The 17,075-nt window shown below is 69.7% G+C and carries 15 protein-coding genes; 2 read left to right on the forward strand and 13 right to left on the reverse strand.

Features of this window, described 5'->3' with window-relative positions; genetic code table 11:
• Nucleotides 1-128: 128 nt before the first annotated feature.
• From AB0I04_RS33385 to AB0I04_RS33410, 6 genes are all read right to left on the reverse strand, one after another.
• On the reverse strand, nt 129-1,622 hold the full coding sequence (locus AB0I04_RS33385; RefSeq protein ID WP_360893582.1) for a CoA-acylating methylmalonate-semialdehyde dehydrogenase: 1,494 nt from the start codon (nt 1,620-1,622) through the stop codon (nt 129-131).
• 8 nt (nt 1,623-1,630) lie between these two features.
• Nucleotides 1,631-3,487, reverse strand: a complete 1,857-nt coding sequence (iolD, locus tag AB0I04_RS33390; protein ID WP_360893585.1) for a 3D-(3,5/4)-trihydroxycyclohexane-1,2-dione acylhydrolase (decyclizing) — start codon at nt 3,485-3,487, stop codon at nt 1,631-1,633.
• Nucleotides 3,484-4,323: a 5-deoxy-glucuronate isomerase gene (gene iolB, locus AB0I04_RS33395; RefSeq protein WP_360893588.1), complete on the reverse strand. Its 840-nt coding sequence runs from the start codon at nt 4,321-4,323 to the stop codon at nt 3,484-3,486. Before iolB ends, iolD begins: the two co-directional genes overlap by 4 nt.
• A complete protein-coding gene (locus tag AB0I04_RS33400; RefSeq protein ID WP_360893591.1) occupies nt 4,320-5,189 on the reverse strand; it encodes an aldolase in 870 nt (289 codons plus the stop codon). Before AB0I04_RS33400 ends, iolB begins: the two co-directional genes overlap by 4 nt.
• Nucleotides 5,182-6,135, reverse strand: a complete 954-nt coding sequence (iolC, locus tag AB0I04_RS33405; RefSeq protein ID WP_360893594.1) for a 5-dehydro-2-deoxygluconokinase — start codon at nt 6,133-6,135, stop codon at nt 5,182-5,184. Before iolC ends, AB0I04_RS33400 begins: the two co-directional genes overlap by 8 nt.
• Nucleotides 6,136-6,360: 225 nt before the next feature.
• Nucleotides 6,361-7,413 (reverse strand): LacI family DNA-binding transcriptional regulator, encoded by a 1,053-nt coding sequence (locus tag AB0I04_RS33410; protein WP_360893597.1) that lies wholly within the window; start codon nt 7,411-7,413, stop codon nt 6,361-6,363.
• 323 nt (nt 7,414-7,736) lie between these two features.
• Between AB0I04_RS33410 and AB0I04_RS33415 the strand changes: the two genes are divergently transcribed.
• Nucleotides 7,737-8,939: an amidohydrolase family protein gene (locus AB0I04_RS33415; RefSeq protein WP_360893600.1), complete on the forward strand. Its 1,203-nt coding sequence runs from the start codon at nt 7,737-7,739 to the stop codon at nt 8,937-8,939.
• The gene (locus tag AB0I04_RS33420) at nt 8,929-9,276 is read left to right on the forward strand and encodes a hypothetical protein (protein ID WP_360893603.1); all 348 of its coding nucleotides are present in this window, start codon (nt 8,929-8,931) and stop codon (nt 9,274-9,276) included. The genes AB0I04_RS33415 and AB0I04_RS33420 overlap by 11 nt, the downstream gene beginning before the upstream one ends.
• A 64-nt stretch (nt 9,277-9,340) precedes the next feature.
• Here AB0I04_RS33420 and AB0I04_RS33425 read toward each other — a convergent pair whose 3' ends face one another.
• The 7 genes from AB0I04_RS33425 to AB0I04_RS33455 are packed head-to-tail and all read right to left on the reverse strand — an operon-like array spanning nt 9,341 to nt 17,047.
• Nucleotides 9,341-10,231: a TIGR03621 family F420-dependent LLM class oxidoreductase gene (locus AB0I04_RS33425; protein WP_360893606.1), complete on the reverse strand. Its 891-nt coding sequence runs from the start codon at nt 10,229-10,231 to the stop codon at nt 9,341-9,343.
• 23 nt (nt 10,232-10,254) lie between these two features.
• Nucleotides 10,255-11,487: an MFS transporter gene (locus AB0I04_RS33430; RefSeq protein WP_360893609.1), complete on the reverse strand. Its 1,233-nt coding sequence runs from the start codon at nt 11,485-11,487 to the stop codon at nt 10,255-10,257.
• A complete protein-coding gene (locus AB0I04_RS33435; protein WP_360893612.1) occupies nt 11,484-12,725 on the reverse strand; it encodes an ATP-grasp domain-containing protein in 1,242 nt (413 codons plus the stop codon). Before AB0I04_RS33435 ends, AB0I04_RS33430 begins: the two co-directional genes overlap by 4 nt.
• Nucleotides 12,726-12,765: 40 nt before the next feature.
• The gene (locus tag AB0I04_RS33440) at nt 12,766-14,571 is read right to left on the reverse strand and encodes an ABC transporter substrate-binding protein (protein ID WP_360893615.1); all 1,806 of its coding nucleotides are present in this window, start codon (nt 14,569-14,571) and stop codon (nt 12,766-12,768) included.
• A gap of 13 nt (nt 14,572-14,584) precedes the next feature.
• Complete coding sequence (locus AB0I04_RS33445; RefSeq protein ID WP_360893618.1) at nt 14,585-14,911, reverse strand: hypothetical protein; 327 nt, start codon at nt 14,909-14,911, stop codon at nt 14,585-14,587.
• A gap of 11 nt (nt 14,912-14,922) precedes the next feature.
• Nucleotides 14,923-15,774, reverse strand: coding sequence for a dimethylargininase (ddaH, locus tag AB0I04_RS33450; RefSeq protein WP_360893862.1), 852 nt, complete (start codon nt 15,772-15,774; stop codon nt 14,923-14,925).
• 28 nt (nt 15,775-15,802) lie between these two features.
• Complete coding sequence (locus tag AB0I04_RS33455) at nt 15,803-17,047, reverse strand: ATP-grasp domain-containing protein (protein ID WP_360893621.1); 1,245 nt, start codon at nt 17,045-17,047, stop codon at nt 15,803-15,805.
• Nucleotides 17,048-17,075: the final 28 nt, after the last annotated feature.

The raw sequence follows: 17,075 nt of genomic DNA on the forward strand, positions 1-17,075 counted from the left end.
GGGGCCCCCCCCTCGGTCGGTCTCGCGCCGCGCCCTTTCGTTCGTTTTGGTGTCGCGGGGGGGGGGGGGGGCGGGGCGGGGGGCCCCCCCCCCCCCCCCCCCCCCCCCACCACTCGTCCGAGACGACCTCAGTTCGAGGTGGGGAAGTTGAACGCCGCCGTGTGGCCGTCCGTCTCGGGCCAGCGCGTGGTGACCACCTTCGGGCGGGTGTAGAAGCGCACGCCCTCGGCGCCGTGGATCGGGCTGTCGCCGATCAGCGAGTCCTTCCAGCCGCCGAAGGAGTAGTACGACATCGGCACCGGGATGGGCACGTTGACGCCGATCATGCCGACCCGGACCTGGCGCTGGAACCGGCGTGCCGCCTCACCGCTCGAGGTGAACAACGCGGTGCCGTTGCCGTAGGGGTTGTCGTTGATGATCTCGATGGCCTCGTCGAGGGTGTCGGCGCGCACGATCGACAGGACGGGGCCGAAGATCTCCTCGGTGTAGGCCTTCATGTCCGTGGTGACGTGGTCGAGCAGGGACGGGCCGGCGAAGAAACCGTCCTCGTGCCCGGCGACGGTGAGGTCCCGGCCGTCGACCACGACGGTGGCGCCCTGCTCGGCACCGGTCGCGACCGCGTCGACGACCCGCTGCCGGGCGGCGTCGGTGACCAGCGGTCCCATGTCGTTGCTCACGTCGGAGCCGGGGCCGACCTTGACCTCGCGGGCCTTGCGCGCCAGCACCTCGACGAGCGCGTCGCCAGCCGGGCCGACCGCGACGCCGACGGACACGGCCATGCAGCGCTGGCCCGCAGAGCCGAAGGCGGCGGCGGTGAGGTGGTTGGCGGCGTACTCCAGGTCGGCGTCGGGCAGCACGACGGCGTGGTTCTTCGCGCCGCCGAGCGCCTGCACCCGCTTGCCGCTCGCGGTGGCGCGCTCGTGCACGTACTTCGCGATCGGGGTGGAGCCGACGAACGACACCGCCTCGATGTCCGGGTGGTCGAGGATCGCGTCCACCGCGACCTTGTCGCCGTTGACGACGTTGAACACGCCGTCGGGCAGCCCGGCCTCGGCGTACAGCTCGGCCACGAACGCGGACGCGGACGGGTCGCGTTCGCTGGGCTTGAGCACGAACGTGTTGCCGGTGGCGATCGCGATCGGGTGCATCCACAGCGGCACCATGATCGGGAAGTTGAACGGCGTGATGCCGGCGCACACGCCGAGCGGCTGCCGGAAGTTGTGCACGTCGACGCCGCGCGAAACCTGGTCGGAGAAGTCGCCCTTGAGCGCGTCGGCGATCCCGCAGGCGTACTCCACGATCTCGCGGCCCCGTACGATCTCGCCGCGCGCGTCGTCGATGACCTTGCCGTGCTCGCTGGAGATGATGCGCGCGAGCTCGTCCTCGTGCTTCACCAGCAGCTCACGGAAGGCGAACATGACCTTGACGCGCTGGGACAGCGACGAGTCGCTCCACGCCACGAAGGCCTTACTCGCGGCCGCGACCGCGGAGTCCACGTCGGCGGCTTCGGCCAGCAGCACGTCGGCCTGGCGGGCTCCGGTGGCGGGGTCGTAGACGGGCGCCGTGCGGGTCGAGTTCGCCGGGGTGGCGGCGCCGTTGATCCAGTGTTCGATGGTCTTCACGCCTACTCCTACAGGTAATGACGCTGGGTACGTTTGGTGGCGGCGTAGGTCTCGTAGGCCTTCCGCGTGGACTCCAGCTCGGACACCTCGCTGACGGGGACGTCCCACCAGGCGCTCCCGGGCGGGTTGGGTCCCAGCAGGTCGGTCTCGACGTGCACGACGGTGGTCGTGGAGTTCGCCTTGGCGGTGGCGATCGCGGCCGTGAACTCCTCCACGGTGGACGCGCGCAGCACCGTGGCGCCGAGGCTCTCGGCGTTGGCGGCGAGGTCGACGGGCAGCCTGCCGCCGTCGAGCTGCCCGGAGTCCTGGGCGCGGTAGCGGTACGACGTGCCGAACCGCTGCGAGCCGAGGGACTCCGACAGCGAGCCGATCGAGGCGAACCCGTGGTTCTGCACGAGCACGATGATCACCTTCAGCCCCTCGGAGACCATCGTGACGATCTCCTGCGACATCATCAGGTACGAGCCGTCGCCGACCAGCACCACGACCTCGCGATCGGGCGCGGCCAGCTTGGCTCCCACGCCGGCGGCGACCTCGTAGCCCATGCACGAGTACGCGTACTCGACGTGGTAGGCCTTCGGATCCCGTGCCCGCCACAGCATCTGCAGGTCGCCGGGCATGGAACCGGCCGCGTTGATCACCACGTCGCGGTCGTCGAGCGCCTCATTGAGCGCGCCCAGGATCTCGATCTGCGCGGGCAGCGGGCCGTGGCCGAGGTGGAAGCACTCGTCGGCCTTGCGGTTCCAGTCGTCGGCCAGCGTGCGCGTCCGCGCGCGGTACGCGTCGTCCACCTGCCAGCCGGACAACGCCTCGTGCAGCGCTGCGATGCCGCGTTTCGCGTCGGCCTCGACCATCTGTGCGGAGTGCTTCGCGGCGTCGAGCCGGGCCACGTTGAGGTTGACGAATCGCACGTCCGGGTTGCCGAAGACCGTGTGCGAGGCGGTGGTGAAATCGCTGTAGCGCGTGCCGATGCCGAGCACGACGTCGGCCTCGGCGGCCAGCGCGTTGGCCGCCGACGTGCCGGTGGAGCCGATGCCGCCGACCGCGCACGGGTGGTCCCACGGCACGGCGCCCTTCCCGGCGTGTGTGTCGGCCACCGGGATGCCGGTCGCCTCGGCGAAGGCACGCAGTTCGCGTTCGGCCTCGGAGTACACGACTCCCCCGCCCGCGACGATCAGCGGCTTCTCGGCTCCGCGCAGCAGTTCGACCGCCCGCTCGATCGCCTCGGGCTCGGGCACCGGCCTGCCGATGTGCCAGACGCGGCGGCGGAAGAACTCCTCGGGCCAGTCGTACGCCTCGGCCTGCACGTCCTGCGGCAGGCACAACGTCACCGCGCCGGTCTCCGCCGGATCGGTCAGCACGCGCACGGCCGCGAGCGCCGCCGGGATCAGCTGCTCGGGGCGCGTGACGCGGTCGAAGTACTTCGACACCGGGCGGAACGCGTCGTTGACGGTGACGTCGCCGCCGCGCGTGTCCTCCAGCTGCTGCAGCACCGGATCCGCGACCCGGGTGGCGAACATGTCCGACGGCAACAGCAGCACGGGCAGCCGGTTGGTGGTCGCCAGCGCCGCACCGGTGATCATGTTGGTCGAGCCGGGACCGGTCGAGGCGGTGCAGGCGAAGGTCTGCAGCCGGTTGCGCATCTTGGCGAACGCCGCCGCCGCGTGCACCTGGCCCTGCTCGTTGCGGGCCAGGTAGTACGGCATCTCGTCCCGGTACTGCAACAGCGCCTGGCCGATGCCCGCCACGTTGCCGTGCCCGAAGATGCCCCACACGCCGGGGATGAGCCGCTGCTCGACGCCATCGCGTTCGGAGTACTGATTGGCCAGGAACCGTACGAGCGCCTGCGCCGTGGTGAGCCTCATCGCGCGCCTCCGAACGGCAGGCGCGGGTCGACGTCCTGCGACTCCCATAGCCCGCGCACCCAGCCGTGCGCGGGGTCGTCGCAGATCAGCCACGCGCGTTCCTGACCCGGCCCGGCCATGACGTTGAGGTAGTACAGGTCGTAGCCGGGCGCGGCCATCGACGGTCCGTGCCAGCCGTGCGGGATCAGTACGACGTCGCCGCTGCGCACCTCGGCGAGCACGTCGATCGGCCGCTCGGCGGTGCCGTAGACGCGCTGGTAGCCCATGCCGTCGCGGGCGACCTCGAAGTAGTAGATCTCCTCGAGCTCGCTCTCGCCCTCGCGCGCCTCGTCGTGCTTGTGCGGCGGGTACGACGACCAGTTGCCGCTCGGCGTCAGCACCTCGCACACCAGCAGTTGGTCGGCCTCGAACGTGTGCGGCAGGCAGTAGTTGTTGACCTGGCGGCTGCAGTTCCCCGCACCGCGCAGCTCGACGGGCACGCCGCTCGCCGGCCCGTACCGCGCGGGCAGTCGCTTGCGCGTCTTCGCACTCGGCAGCGCGAAGCGGCCGGTGCCGGTGATCGTCGCCTCCGCGTCGCGCGGGAGGTAGGCGAAGTCGGTGACCGCGTCGAACACCCCGGTCCGCCCGGCCAGTTCGAACGTCTGCCCGTCCACGCTGACCGTGCAGGAACCGGACAGCGGCAGGACCAGCGCCTCCGCGTCACCAGTGCCGACGGTCTCGGTGCCGTTCAGCTCGAGCACCCGCAGCCCGGAGTAGCCCCAGCCCGCCGACTCCGGCGTGACCACCGTGCTGAACGGACCTTCGGCGGTGCTGCCCGCCTCCCGATGCAACGTCATACCAACCCCACTGCCGTGTCGACTGCCTTGGCGACGTCTCCGTCGTGCGGATACAGCAACGATCGCCCGACCACGAGCCCCTGCACCGTCGGCAGGGACAGTGCGTGCTGCCAGGCGGCGAAGGCCGCGTCCGGGTCCTTGACCTCGCCGCCCAGCAGTACGGCGGGCAGCGTCGAGGAGGCGAGCACCCGTTCCATGTCGGCCACCACGGGCAGCTTCAGCCACGTGTAGGCCGACGTCCTGCCCAGCGCGGAGGCGATCGTGATCGAACGGATCACCGCCTCCGGCGACAGGTCGTTCTGCAACCGTCCGTCGGTCCACACCGACACGAACGGCTCCACCATCGCGATCAGCCTGCGCGCGGCCAGGTCGTTGACCGCAGCCGCGGTGTTCTCCAGTACGCCCGGCGTCGCGGGATCGTCGAGGCAGATGCGGGTCAGCGTCTTGCCGCCGTCGAAGCGCATGCGTTCGATGGACTCCGCGTCGTAGCAGGCGAAGCGGTCGTCGATCTCGAAGGTGGACCCCGCCAGGCCGGTACGGTTCATCGAGCCGATCACGGTCTTGCCGTCCAGCGCGCCGAGCAGCAGCAGGTCGTCGATGACGTCCGGGGTCGCCAGCACGCCGGTGACGCCGGGGCGCTCCAGCGCCAGGCACAGCCGCTCCAGCAGGTCGCCCCGGTCGGCCATCGCGAGCGGGTCGCCGCCGACGGCGTTGGCGCCGCGTGCCGGGTGGTCCGCGGCGATGATCATCATCCGGCCCTTGTCGTTGAAGGGCGACTTCGCCCGCACGCGGTTCGCGGCCGCCTCGGCGATCGCCTCCGGTTCGTGCACCCGTTTCGCGACGATCCGCCGCACGGTGTCAGACACCCTGTGTCCCTTCCAGTCTGCGCAGTACCTGTTCCTCGGTCGGCATGGCGTCCGAGCAGGCCAGTTCCCCGGCCACGTGCGCGCCCGCGGCATTGGCGAAGCGCATGACCCGTTCGGTGTCCCAGCCGGAGAGCAGCCCGTGACACAGCGCGCCGCCGAACGCGTCGCCCGCGCCCAGCCCGTTGACGACCTCGACCGGCGCCGGCGGCACCACGACCTCACCGGAGTCGTCCACCGCGAGCACGCCCTCAGGGCCCTGTTTGACCACGGCGAGCGAGATCCCCCTGTCGCGCAACGCCTTCGCCGCCTCGCGGGGCCGGTCGGTGCCGACGGCGGTCAGGCACTCGTCGAGGTTGCCGACGGCCACCGTGACGTGGTCGAGCGCCTTGCTCACCCGCTCCCGCGCCTGTTCGCGCGACTCCCAGAACATCGGCCGGTAGTCCAGATCCAGCACGGTGATGCCCCTGCGGCCACGCGCCTCCAGCGCCGCCATGGTCGCCGTCCGGCTGGGTTCCTCCGAGAAGCCGGTGCCGGTGACCCAGAAGATCTTCGCCTCGCGTACGGCGTCGAAGTCGATGTCCTCTTCGCGCAGGTCCAGATCGGGCGCCTGCGGGAAGCGGTAGAAGTACAACGGGAAGTCGTCGGGCGGGAAGATCTCGCAGAACGTCACGGGCGTGGGCAGGTGCTCGGAGGTGCCGACGAAGCGATCGTCCACGCCGTACTCCCGCAGCGCGCGGTGGATGAACCGGCCGAACGGGTCCGCGCCCGTCTTCGTCACGACCGCCGAGCGCCGGCCGTACCGCGCGGCCGCCACCGCCACGTTGGTCGCGGTGCCGCCGAGGTACTTGCCGAACGAGGTGACGTCCTCCAGGCCCACGCCGGTCTGCAACGGATAGATATCCACACCGATCCGGCCCATCGTCACAAGGTCGAACTGTGCGGTCATGTGCTCGCCGCCTTCCGCGATGCTCTCACCGGCTTGAGCCGAACACTTTCGATGGTACGTGACTTTGTCAAGACATACAGACATAGGCACATACATACATATCGTCGATACAGGTACTCGAACCGAGCCGTTCGCCCTGGTCAACCGCGTGTAGCCGGTAGGCACCGACTCTCGGCGGAGCTCCCTGCGCATTCCCGCCAGAAGGGTGCTGCCGCGCTGCGTCCGTCAGCGCGCCGGGCCGGTCGATCCACGGACCACCAGGTGGGGGGCGAGCCGGAAGACCCATGTCTCGCCGTCCAGTCCCTTGTCGAGCCGTTCGACGGCGGCCTGCACGGCGAGCCGGGCCAGTTGCTTGGCGTCCTGGCGCACGGTGGTGAGATCGATGTGTGCGAGCCGGGCGAGCCGGCTGTCGTCGTATCCCACGATCGAGACCTGACCGGGGACGACGACTCCGGCGCGTCGCAGTTCCACGAGCAGTCCGATGGCGCACTGGTCGTTGCCCGCGACGACTGCGGTGGGGAGTTCGCCGTCGTCCAGCAGGGTGCGTGCCGCCGCGGAACCGGATGACTCGGTGTAGTCGCCGGGCAGCACTCGCGCCCGGCGCTGCAGTCCGTGGCGGCGCATCGCGTCGAGGTAGCCCGACCGCCGCTCGACGGCACCGGGCTGGTCGCCGCCGTCGACGTGGACGATGTCGCGATGACCCAGCGAGACAAGATGGTCCACGGCAAGGCGGGCGCCCTCGTCGTCGGCGGTGTGGACCGCGTCGAACACCGTTTCGTTCGGTGAGCGGCCGATCTCCACCACCGGGAGCCGGCTGCCGAAGTCGGTGGTGCATGCCTCGCCTGCGCCGAGCAGGACCACCGCTTCGCAGCGGGAGGCGATGAGCGCCTCGAGGGCGCGGCGCTCGCCACGACTCGGGACCACGGCGCTGAGTACCACGTCATAGCCGACCTCTTCGGTGGCGGCGTAGATGCTCTCGATCAGATCGGCGTGGAACGGTTCCTGCGCCGTGAACATCACCCCGATCAGGCGGCTGTTCCGGCGCCGAAGCGACCGTGCGGCCTGATCAGGGCGGTAGCCGAGCTCGGCGGCCGCCTTCCGCACGCGCTCGCGGGATTCGGCACTCGGCCCGGCCGCATCGCGGATGACCAGCGATGCCGTTGCCCGCGACACGCCCGCACGTCGCGCGACGTCCAGCAGGGTCGGCCGTCGCCCCGCGCCCGCATCCGATGGGTCACCCTTCGAGCCCGAGGGGCGGGACACCTTAGGGGTGGACATGCGACCTCCGTGACCTCGGCTATGGCAGGGGCTTCTCGCTCAACCGCCTCACTAGCAGTGTAGATCGATCTAAGTTGACCCTTGACGAAGGGATACGGACAACACAGTCATTCGAGCTAGTTGGCACTCCCGTCAAGGACGCCGTCGAAGGCGTCACCAACGCCGCCCGGTTCATCGAACCGCTCTTGTGCTGACCGGTGCGCCGCATTCTAGAATGCGCCATTTCGCTGTTGTGTTCAACATTCCGAGTGCGTGGATTCATTGTTATCCATCGGGAATCTTGATTGGCTGCGAATATGTTGCAGCGTATCGAAGCGGATCAATTGATTCCAGGAAGAGGCAACCCCATTGGCGACGCTGTCGTCATTCTCAACGACGGCACGATCAGCTACGCCGGACCCGCCGCGGAAGCTCCGGCGACGCCCGGAGTCACCGCCGTCCGCACGCCCACCGTGATGCCGGGGCTGTGGGACAGCCACACGCATTTCATGGGCCTGCGGTCCGCCGACATGACGGTGATGCTCCAGGAGCCCATCGCGCTGCGGGCCGCACGCGTCAGCAGCGACCTGCGGGCGGCCCTCAACGCAGGTGTCACCTCGGTCCGTGAGGTGGGCGGCCTCGGCATCCACATGGCCCGCGCGGTGGCCGAAGGCACCGTCGAAGGGCCGTCGATCTACGCGGCCGGGTCGACCCTGTCGACCACGGGCGGGCACGGCGACATGCACAGCTACCCGCTGTCGTGGATGCGCGACTACCGCCACCTCGGCGGCGAGCTGACCCTGGTCGACGGGCCCGCCGAATGCGTACGGGGCGCGCGCGAGCAGCTTCGCCAGAACGCCAAGGTCATCAAGGTCTACGCCTCCGGCGGCGTGCTGTCGGAGGTCGACCATCCGATCCACCAGCAGTTCACCCGCGAGGAGCTGCGCGTGATCGTCGAGGTCGCGGGCATGGCGGACCGGATCGTCGCCGCGCACTGCCACGGCAAGCCGGGCATCATGGCGGCGCTGGAGGCCGGCGTCGCCACGATCGAGCACGGCACCTTCCTCGACGAAGAGGCGGCCGTGGCCATGCGGGAGTGCGGCGCCATCCTCGTCACCACCCGCACCATCTTCCAGGAGCTCCTCGACCACAGCGACGAGGTGCCGGCGTACGCCGTGCGCAAGCTCGAGGAGACGATGGGCCGGCACGCGGAGGCCATCGCCATCGCCCGGGAGCAGGGCGTGACGATCGCCTCGGGCACCGACATCTCCGCGAGCGGTCCGGACATGCTCAACTCCTGGGGGCGCAACGGCCGCGAGCTGCCCCTGCTCGCCAAGATCGGGCTCACTCCCCTGGAGATCATCGAGGCGGCGACGGCCAACGGCCCGGCGACTCTGGGCCCGCAGGCGCCGCGCTCCGGGCAGTTGCAGCCCGGGTACGACGCCGACGTCATCACCCTCGACGCCGATCCCCTGGCGGACATGGCGATCATGGCCGAACCGGACCACATCACCGGAGTCTGGAAGGGCGGCCGGCGTGTCAAATAACGACGACTGGATCCTTGAAATCCGGCTTTTCACGGTGAGCCCCGACGCACGGCCGGAATTTCACCGGATCAGCCGCGACGGCACGATTCCGTTGATGCGCGAATGCGGGATCACCGTGCTGGCGCACGGCCCCTCTCCGACCGACGACGACGGTTACTTCCTGATCCGTGCGTTCCCGTCGGTGGAGCTACGGAATGAGCTCGCGCCGGCCGTCTACGCCACGAAGGAGTGGGAGGAGCAGTACGAAGAGCCGGTGATGAAGATGATCCAGGAGTACCACACCACGCTGGTGCCGGTGTCCCGTCGGGTCATCGAGGAGTGGTCCGCCACCGGATGACGGGCCCGACGACGAAAAGCGGCCCGGTCCCCGAAAGGGGCCGGGCCGCTTTTCGTCGTACTCGTCAGGCCAGGTCGCGGACGCGCTTGATGATCGGGCCGAGGACGTCCATGTGCGGGCGCTGCACGCAGATGTAGGAGAAGCCGTAGCGCTCCCGGTTCTCCAGGATCCGCCGGGCGATCTCCTCCTCCGTGCCGATCAGCATGAAGGGGCTCTCCAGGGCGTCCCGTACGTCGTCCAGCTGGAGGTAGGGGACCTTCTCGGCCGCGATCCGCTCGGCCACCGCGCGGCGGTCGTCGGTGACCTCGACCACCAGGACGAAGGCGTTCCACTCCATCTCATCGGCCCGCGGTCCCGCGATCTCGCGGAAGAACGCCACGCGCCGGTCCGCCTCGGCGGCCTTGATGATCCTCATGGTGCCGGGCGGCTCGCCCGGCAGCTGGAAGCGCCCGCCGAAGCTGACGATGTCGGCGCGTTCCGCGGCGAGCCGGAGCGCGCGCTCACTGGCCCCGCCGAGCAGCAGCGGCGGGCGTTCGACGTCCTCCTCCAGGGCGAGCAGCGCGTCGACCTCCTCGATCGTTGCCGCCAGCCGGTCCATGCGCTCGCCGAAGGGGTGCCAGGGGATCCGCGCGGCGTCGTACTGCTCCTTGACGATGCCGGCGCCGAGGCCGAGCTCGAACCGGCCGCCGCTCAGCCGGACGGCCGTGGCGACCTCACGCGCGAGGATCGTGGGGTTCCAGTAGCCGTTGTTCAGCACGTACGTGCCGATCCGCAGCCGGTCCGTGGTGGTCGCGGCGGCCAGCAGGCCCTGGAACGGGGACGTCCGCCCCGTGCCCAGGTGCTCCACGGCCAGCGCGATGTCGAAGCCGTACTCCTCCGCGGTGGCCATCGTGTCCCTGGCCTGCCGGTATGACGGGACGTTTCCCAAGGTGAAGCCGAATCGGAAGTCGCGCATTTGTCTCCTCCTAGTGACGAGAATCAGGGGGAATCGGTGGGTCGGATGGCGGCGACGCCCAGCACGGCGGCGGCCAGCCCGACAAGGGCCATCACCGGCCAGACCCCGTGCCCGAGCCGGACGAACAGGGCGCCGCCGATGATGGGGCCCACCGCCGTGCCGAGCGTGTGCATGAACTGGAAGCCGCCGATGTACAGGCTCTTCAGCGGTGGCGGGGCGGTCATCGCCGGATAGGCGAAGACGGACGGCCCGCCGAGGATCTCGCCCAGCGTCCACACCAGCGTGGCCCCGATGATCACGACGGGCGAGATCGGGAATCCGTAACAGGCGTTGCCGAGGCCGACGAGGGTCAGGGTCAGGCCGACCGTGAACCGGGTGGGCCAGTGCTGCGAGATCTTGGTCAGCGGGAGCTCGAACACCACCACGATGAGCCCGTTGAGCGAGACCGCGACGGTGTACCAGAGCACCCAGACGTGGGCGGCCTTCACTTCGAGCGGCAGGGTGGACAGGTACTGCACGTAGACGATGGCGTTGAGCATCGTGGCGAACAGGAACAGCAGGTACCGGCGGTCGTGGAACATCGCGACGTAACGGGCCGGCCCGGACTCCGCCGAGGCGTCCGGGCCGGCCGCCGGACGTGAGCGCGCCGGGATCGCGACGAGGGCCAGCGCCGCGTACGCGAGCGCGATCAGCCCTTCGCCCCAGAACAGCAGCGTGTACTCCCGGCCGCCCAGGTAGAACAGCGCGAAGCCGAGGAGAGGCGCGGCCGTCGCGCCGAGGTTCAGCCCGAACCGGTACATCCCGAAGATCATCACCTGCCGGTCCTCGGGCGTCAGCTCGGAGAGCAGCGACGCCGAGGACGGCCGGTAGATCTGCGCGGCCACGCTCGCCAGGCCCACCGCGACGAGCACGGCCGGATAGCCGGGCAGGTAGAGCAGTGAGGCGGTGAGCACGGCGGTCGCCGTCATGCCGAGCACGGCGGAGTTCCGCGCTCCCAGCCGGTCGGCCAGCGTCGCGCCGAGGAGCAGCCCGGCCACCCCGCCGGCGCCGTAGACGCTCAGCGCGAGCGCCGACCGTTCGGTGGAGTACCCCTTGGCCGCGAGGTACAGCACGATGAAGATGTTGAGAAATCCGCCGAGCCGGCTCAGGAAGACGCCGACGAGGAGCACCTTCACCGCGAGCTGTGACTCACGGAAGGTGTTCCAGACGGCGACGGTCCCCCTCTCCTCGGCCTTGATGTCGATCGCCATGGTCATCCCGTCGTGACGGTGAGCGCGGCCTCCGCGCCGTCCAGCGCGCGCAGGCACTCCTCGGCGGTGTCCGCGATGGCGATGGCGAAGGCGATCCGGCCCCACACGGTGCCCTTGGGGGGCGGGGACACCACGGCACCCGGCGTGGCGACCGCGACCGCCCGCTCGATCGCGGCCGGCAGGGCGTCCTCGTCGAAGGCGACGGATCCGATGGTCGTGTCCTCCTCGTCGACGTAGAAGAAGCGGATCGCCGCGACGCGCCGGCGCACCGGATGAGTGTCCGGCGCCAGGCCACACGCCGCGGACGCCGCCGCCAGGCCCGGGTCGACGCCGGTGGCCAGCATCCCGAGGAAGGGGATCATGTCGCCGCCGAGCCGGCCGTTGACCTCGATGAGCCGTGGCCCGTCGGCGGTGAGCATGAACTCGGTGTGCGTCCAGCCGTCGAGGAAGCCCAGCGCGGTGTGGGTGTCCTGCAGCGACTGGAGGAGCGCCGGGTCGCCGAGCAGCGGGTCGGCGGCGTCCACGAAGTGACCGACCTCCTCGGCGTACGGCGGGTAGCCGACGACCTTGCGCGCGACGTACAGCGGGGTGACCTTGCCGTCCTGCACCAGCGCGTCGACGCTGATCTCCTCGCCGGTCACGAGCTCCTCGACGAGGAGCGGCTGGTCGGTGCTGTAGACGACCGGGTCCGGCGCCTTGGTGTCGCGGGAGAAGGCGAACCGGTCGCGGAGTTCGCCGGCGTCGTCGACGCGGACGACGCCGAGGCTCGCGCCCAACCCGCGCGGCTTGAGGATCGCCGGATAGCCGACCCGCTCCGCGGCCTTCAGTGCCTCGTCGAGGGTCTTCACCGGGACCGATCGCGGCTGGGGCACACCGGCCGCGTCGAGCGCGACGCGTGTCTGCCACTTGTCGCGCAGCCGCCAGATGACCGCCGGGTCGCCGTTGCGGGCTCCGATCGCCTCGGCGACGTACGCGGTCGCGTGGATCCGTCCCTCGTCCCAGCACAGGACTCCGGCCACGGGGTCCTGTGCGTGGACCTTCACGGCCGCCTCGGCCATGGCCGGGCCGTCGATCGTGCTCGGCAGAACCGTCCAGCCGCTGATGTACTCCTTCTCCCAGGTCGGCTCGCTGACGTGGAAGAGGTGAATGCGAAATCGGGTGCCGATGGAGCGCAGCAGGTATTCGCGGTACGTGCGCATGCCCGTCGCGACCACGAGCAGCAGAGGGTCATGTCGCTCAGCCATTTTCCGCCCTTTCCGCTAGGGGGTGTCCACCGGACACCCCCTAGTCCTCGGTGTAGTACCAGTTCTCGGGGTTGAGCATCCCGAACGGATTCACCGGCTCGAAGCCACCGAGTCTCCTGTCCACCTCGAAAAGCCGGATCGGGAAATTGGGACTGAAGATGACCGGCACCTCTTCGGCGATGAAGCGCTGGAATTCGTACAGCGCGTCCAGGTCGTCGCTGGTGACGGTGCGCTCGACCAGTTCGTCGCAGCGAGGGTCGGAGTAGTGCCCGAAATTGCCGCCGGCATCGGTCTTGAACAGGATCTCGCCGCTCGGATAGTGGTACGCCCAGCCGCCGTTCCAGCAGCACATCTCCCACCGGCACGGCACGCCGGGGCCCGGCACGCAGGGAGCGTCCTCCGCGACGAGGATCGAGCCGTACACCTCTTCCAGGCGGAGCTCGATGCCGGCCTTGGCTGCGTCCTCCTTGTACTTCCGCATCCACCGCGTGAGGGCGGGCCGGCCCTCGACGTACCGGAGCAGGATGCTGAGCCGCGTGCCCGCCGGGATGCCCTCTCCCGCCTGGCCCGGCCCGGTGCCGGGGTTCACGCACACGGCCGGGGTCGTGCTCGTGTCCCAGCCGTTGGCCTCGAGCAGCGCGCGCGCCGCCTCGGGGTCGAACGGCAGCGGTCCCCTCCCACCGACCAGTTCCGGCGCGACCAGATCGCTCACCGGGATGACCGGCACGGGGCCGTCCTGGCGGTAGGCGTACCCGTGGTAGATGTCGCGGACGGCCGAGTCCTGGTCGAGCGTCCGCTGCAGGGCCTGCCGGATGTAGGTCTGCTTGAACATCTTCCCCACGACGGTGGGGTTGTTGAAGTTCAGGCTGGTGTACCGGATGCAGTACGCCACCTGGGGAACGAGCCGGTAGTGCTCGTCGAGGGGGTTCGGGCCGCCCTGGGTGGGGTCGGTGGTCGGCTCCGTGGAGAAGCTCAGCGGCAGGTAGCCGACCTGGACGGAGCCGGGCCCGTCCGGCCCGCGCTTGAGGATCTCGTACTCCGCCTCGTCGGAGGGCATCGGGATCTGCCGGAACTCGTCCAGGTACGGCTTGTTCGGCCCCGAGTAGTGCTCGTTGGGCACGAAGGTGACCACGGCGTCGAGGGTGTAGCTCTTCAGGCGCCAGGGTCCGCTGACGACGCTCCAGAGGGGGCTGTCCGGCCAACGGGTCCGGTGCGCGTTGCCCTCGTCGACGATGTTGCCCTGCTGCTCCATCAGGTAGTCGTAGACGGCGAGGACGTCCGCGGTGCCACCGGAGGCGTTCGCCGGGCCGTCGGCGGTACGGTCCCACACCTTCGGCAGCGGCGTGATGGTGCTGAGCTGGTTCATCAGCACCCATTTCTTGGAGTACGGCTTGTCGAAGGTGAAGAAGACGACGTCCTCGGCCAGCTTGCCGTACGAGGTGCAGTTGTCCGGGAAATAGCCGGGGACGTACTCGCCGTAGCGTTCGCCCTTGACCTTCATGAGGTTCACCCAGAACAGCACGTTGTCCGCGCACAACGTTTCGCCGTTCGACCATTTCCACGGCTTGATCCTGATGGTCACCGTGCGGCCGTCCTCGCTCCACTGCGGGGGCTCGCCGATGCTCTGCTCGTAGTCCACCTCGGGCGTGCCGTGGCTGCCGAAGTAGTACAGCGGCCGGTACATCAGCATCTGGAACTCGTAGTTGTTCCGCATCCCCATGCGTTCCGCCGGGGTGAACGGGAAGATCACGGCGGGCGGAAAGCCGGGGGCCATCGCCCAGGTGACCACGCCGCCCTTCTTCGGCCGGCCGCCCGCCGTCGCCACGGCGGTGGTCTGCTGCGTCATCGGGTCCCTCCCGCTATCGGATCTCGGTCAGGTACGACACGCCCGTGGAGGCGTGGGCGCCGAAGCGCTCCCACTCCTCGCGCAGGTCGACGCCGCCGTCGGAGCGGAACTCCGGGGTGCTCCGGCAGTGCCCGGAGATCACTTCTCCGCTGTCCAGGACGATGCAGTAGGCGAAGTCGAGCGAGCCGTCGGGAGCGCATCGCCCGGCGAGCGAGCCGCGCCGCGCCCTGCCCCCGGTGAACTCGCCCCAGAGCAGGTCGCCGTCCTGCCGGTAGATCGCCACTCGGCCGCTCTCGGCGGCCTCCGCCGGACGGAACCGGCGGCCGTCATAATCGATCATTTTCCACACCTTCACGAATCGACGGGATTGACCGGCGCACGCAATTCCAACGTGCAGCATTTGGCGCCACCGCCGGACTTCTTCAGTTCCGACAGGTCCACGCTGATGGGCACGAATCCACGTGCCCACAATTCGTCGATCAGATGGGTCGCCTGTTCGGCCAGCACGACATAACGGCCGTCGGAGACCGCGTTGAGCCCGAACACCTCCGCGTCGGCGTCGGTGGCCAGGATCGCGTCGGGGTACAGCTCGCCCAGGAGCGCGCGGCTGCCGGCGGAGAACGCCGCCGGGTAGTACATGATCTGGTCGTCGTCGAGGACGGCCAGGGCGGTGTCGAGGTGATAGAAGCGCGCGTCGACCAGGGTCAGGGCGACCACCGGGCGGCCGAGGAACCGCTGCGCCTCCGCGTGCGACCGCCGGTCCGTACGGAATCCGGTGCCCGCCAGGATCCGGTCGCCGGCCACGAGGTAGTCGCCCTCGCCCTCGTTGACGTACGCGGGTTCGTACACCTCATGGCCCCGCTCGCGGAACCAGTCCGCGTAGGCCGCCGCCTCGGCGGCCCGCTCGGGGTACCGGAACCGGGCGGCCAGGACCCTGCCGTCGACGACGGTCGCGCCGTTCGCGGCGAACACCATGTCCGGCAGGCCCGGCGACGGAGTGACCACCTCGACCTGGTGGCCGAGCCCGAGATACAGGCTCCGCAGCCGCTCCCACTGCGCGACGGCCAGGGCCGCGTCGGTCGGCTTGCCGGGGTCCATCCACGGATTGATGGAGTAGCGGACGTCGAAGTGGGTCGGCGGGCACATCAGGAAACGACGGCGCCGGGACACGCGCGCCGGGCGGCCGGCACGCGTGTCATCGATCTGTTCTGGAACGGACACTGCTCCCCCGTTACTTCGCGAACGTGACCGTGATCTTGTCGGCGAACTCGTTCATGGTCCGGAAGGCCTCGGCCTCGGACCTGCCGGTCGTGCCGAGGAAGCCGAGGATCGTGTTGCCGTTCGGCGGCCTCTTGATCACGTCCCCCGGCCGCGCGGTGATCTTGAGCAGGAACACCTGGTCCGACTCGCTCACCTCGGACGGCACCTCGACGTGCTCGACGACGCCCTCGTCGCAGATGAGGCACATCGCCGTGACGTGCACGCCGGTCGGCTGGAAGTGCCGGACCTCGGGGCGTCGTCCCAGCCCGATGTCGACGACCGCGGCGATCGGGTCGTGGTCGGCGGTCAGCCGGGCGATCATGTCCAGACCGCCGCCTCCGACCCGGGCGGCGATCTCCAGGAGGTACGGCTCCCCCTCGTGGAAGCGGACCTCCGCGTGCATCACGCTGCGCCGCAGCCCCTGGGCGTGCGCGGCCGCCCTGACCGTGCGCTGCACCTTGGCGACGTCCTCCGGGCTGAGCGAGGTGGGCGCGTGGTGGACGTCGTCGTCGAACGTCCCGCCCTCGGGGGTGATCCGGTCCACGACCGAACCGAGATAGACCTCGTCGTCCCAGGCGACGGCCTCCATCAGGTACTCCTTGCCGTCGAGGAACGACTCGACGAGCAGGCCGTTCGGGCCCAGGTCGACGCCGTCGGCCTCGGAGTTCACCCAGAACATCTCTTTGATGCCGTCGGCCGCCTGGGCGAAGTGCTCGGCCATCTCTTCCGGCGTATCGACGCGGAAGACGAAGTGGCTGCCCGCGCCCAGCGTCGGCTTGAGGATCACCGGGTACCCGAAGTCCTCGGCGGCCCGCAGCGCGTCGGACAGCTCGGGGACCAGCCGGTACGACGGGATCGGCACGCCGGCCTTCTCGTACGCCTGCCGCATCAGGTACTTGTTGCGGCTGCGGACCGCCGCGTCGACCCCGATGCCGGGCAGCCCGAGGGCCTCGGCGACCGCCGCGACGGTGATGACCGCGGACTCGGAGAAGGTGATCACACCGTCGAACTTCTCGACGGCGTGCCACTCCCGGGCCGTGGCGACGATGTCGTCGATCTTCTTGTTCCCGACGAACCGGTAGTGGTCGGCGGGCCAGAAGTCCTCGGTGCCCTCGCCGTTCAGGACGTACAGGTCGATGCCGAGGTCCTGCACCTGCTTGTAGCGGGAGTGGTAGTAGTTCAGATACTGGCGCGTCTCGATGGTGAGCAGCTTCATGGCGTACCCGTCCGTGAGTGGGTCATCG

Origin of the sequence: Actinoallomurus sp. NPDC050550 (assembly GCF_040655075.1) — a bacterium.
GTDB lineage: Bacteria > Actinomycetota > Actinomycetes > Streptosporangiales > Streptosporangiaceae > Actinoallomurus.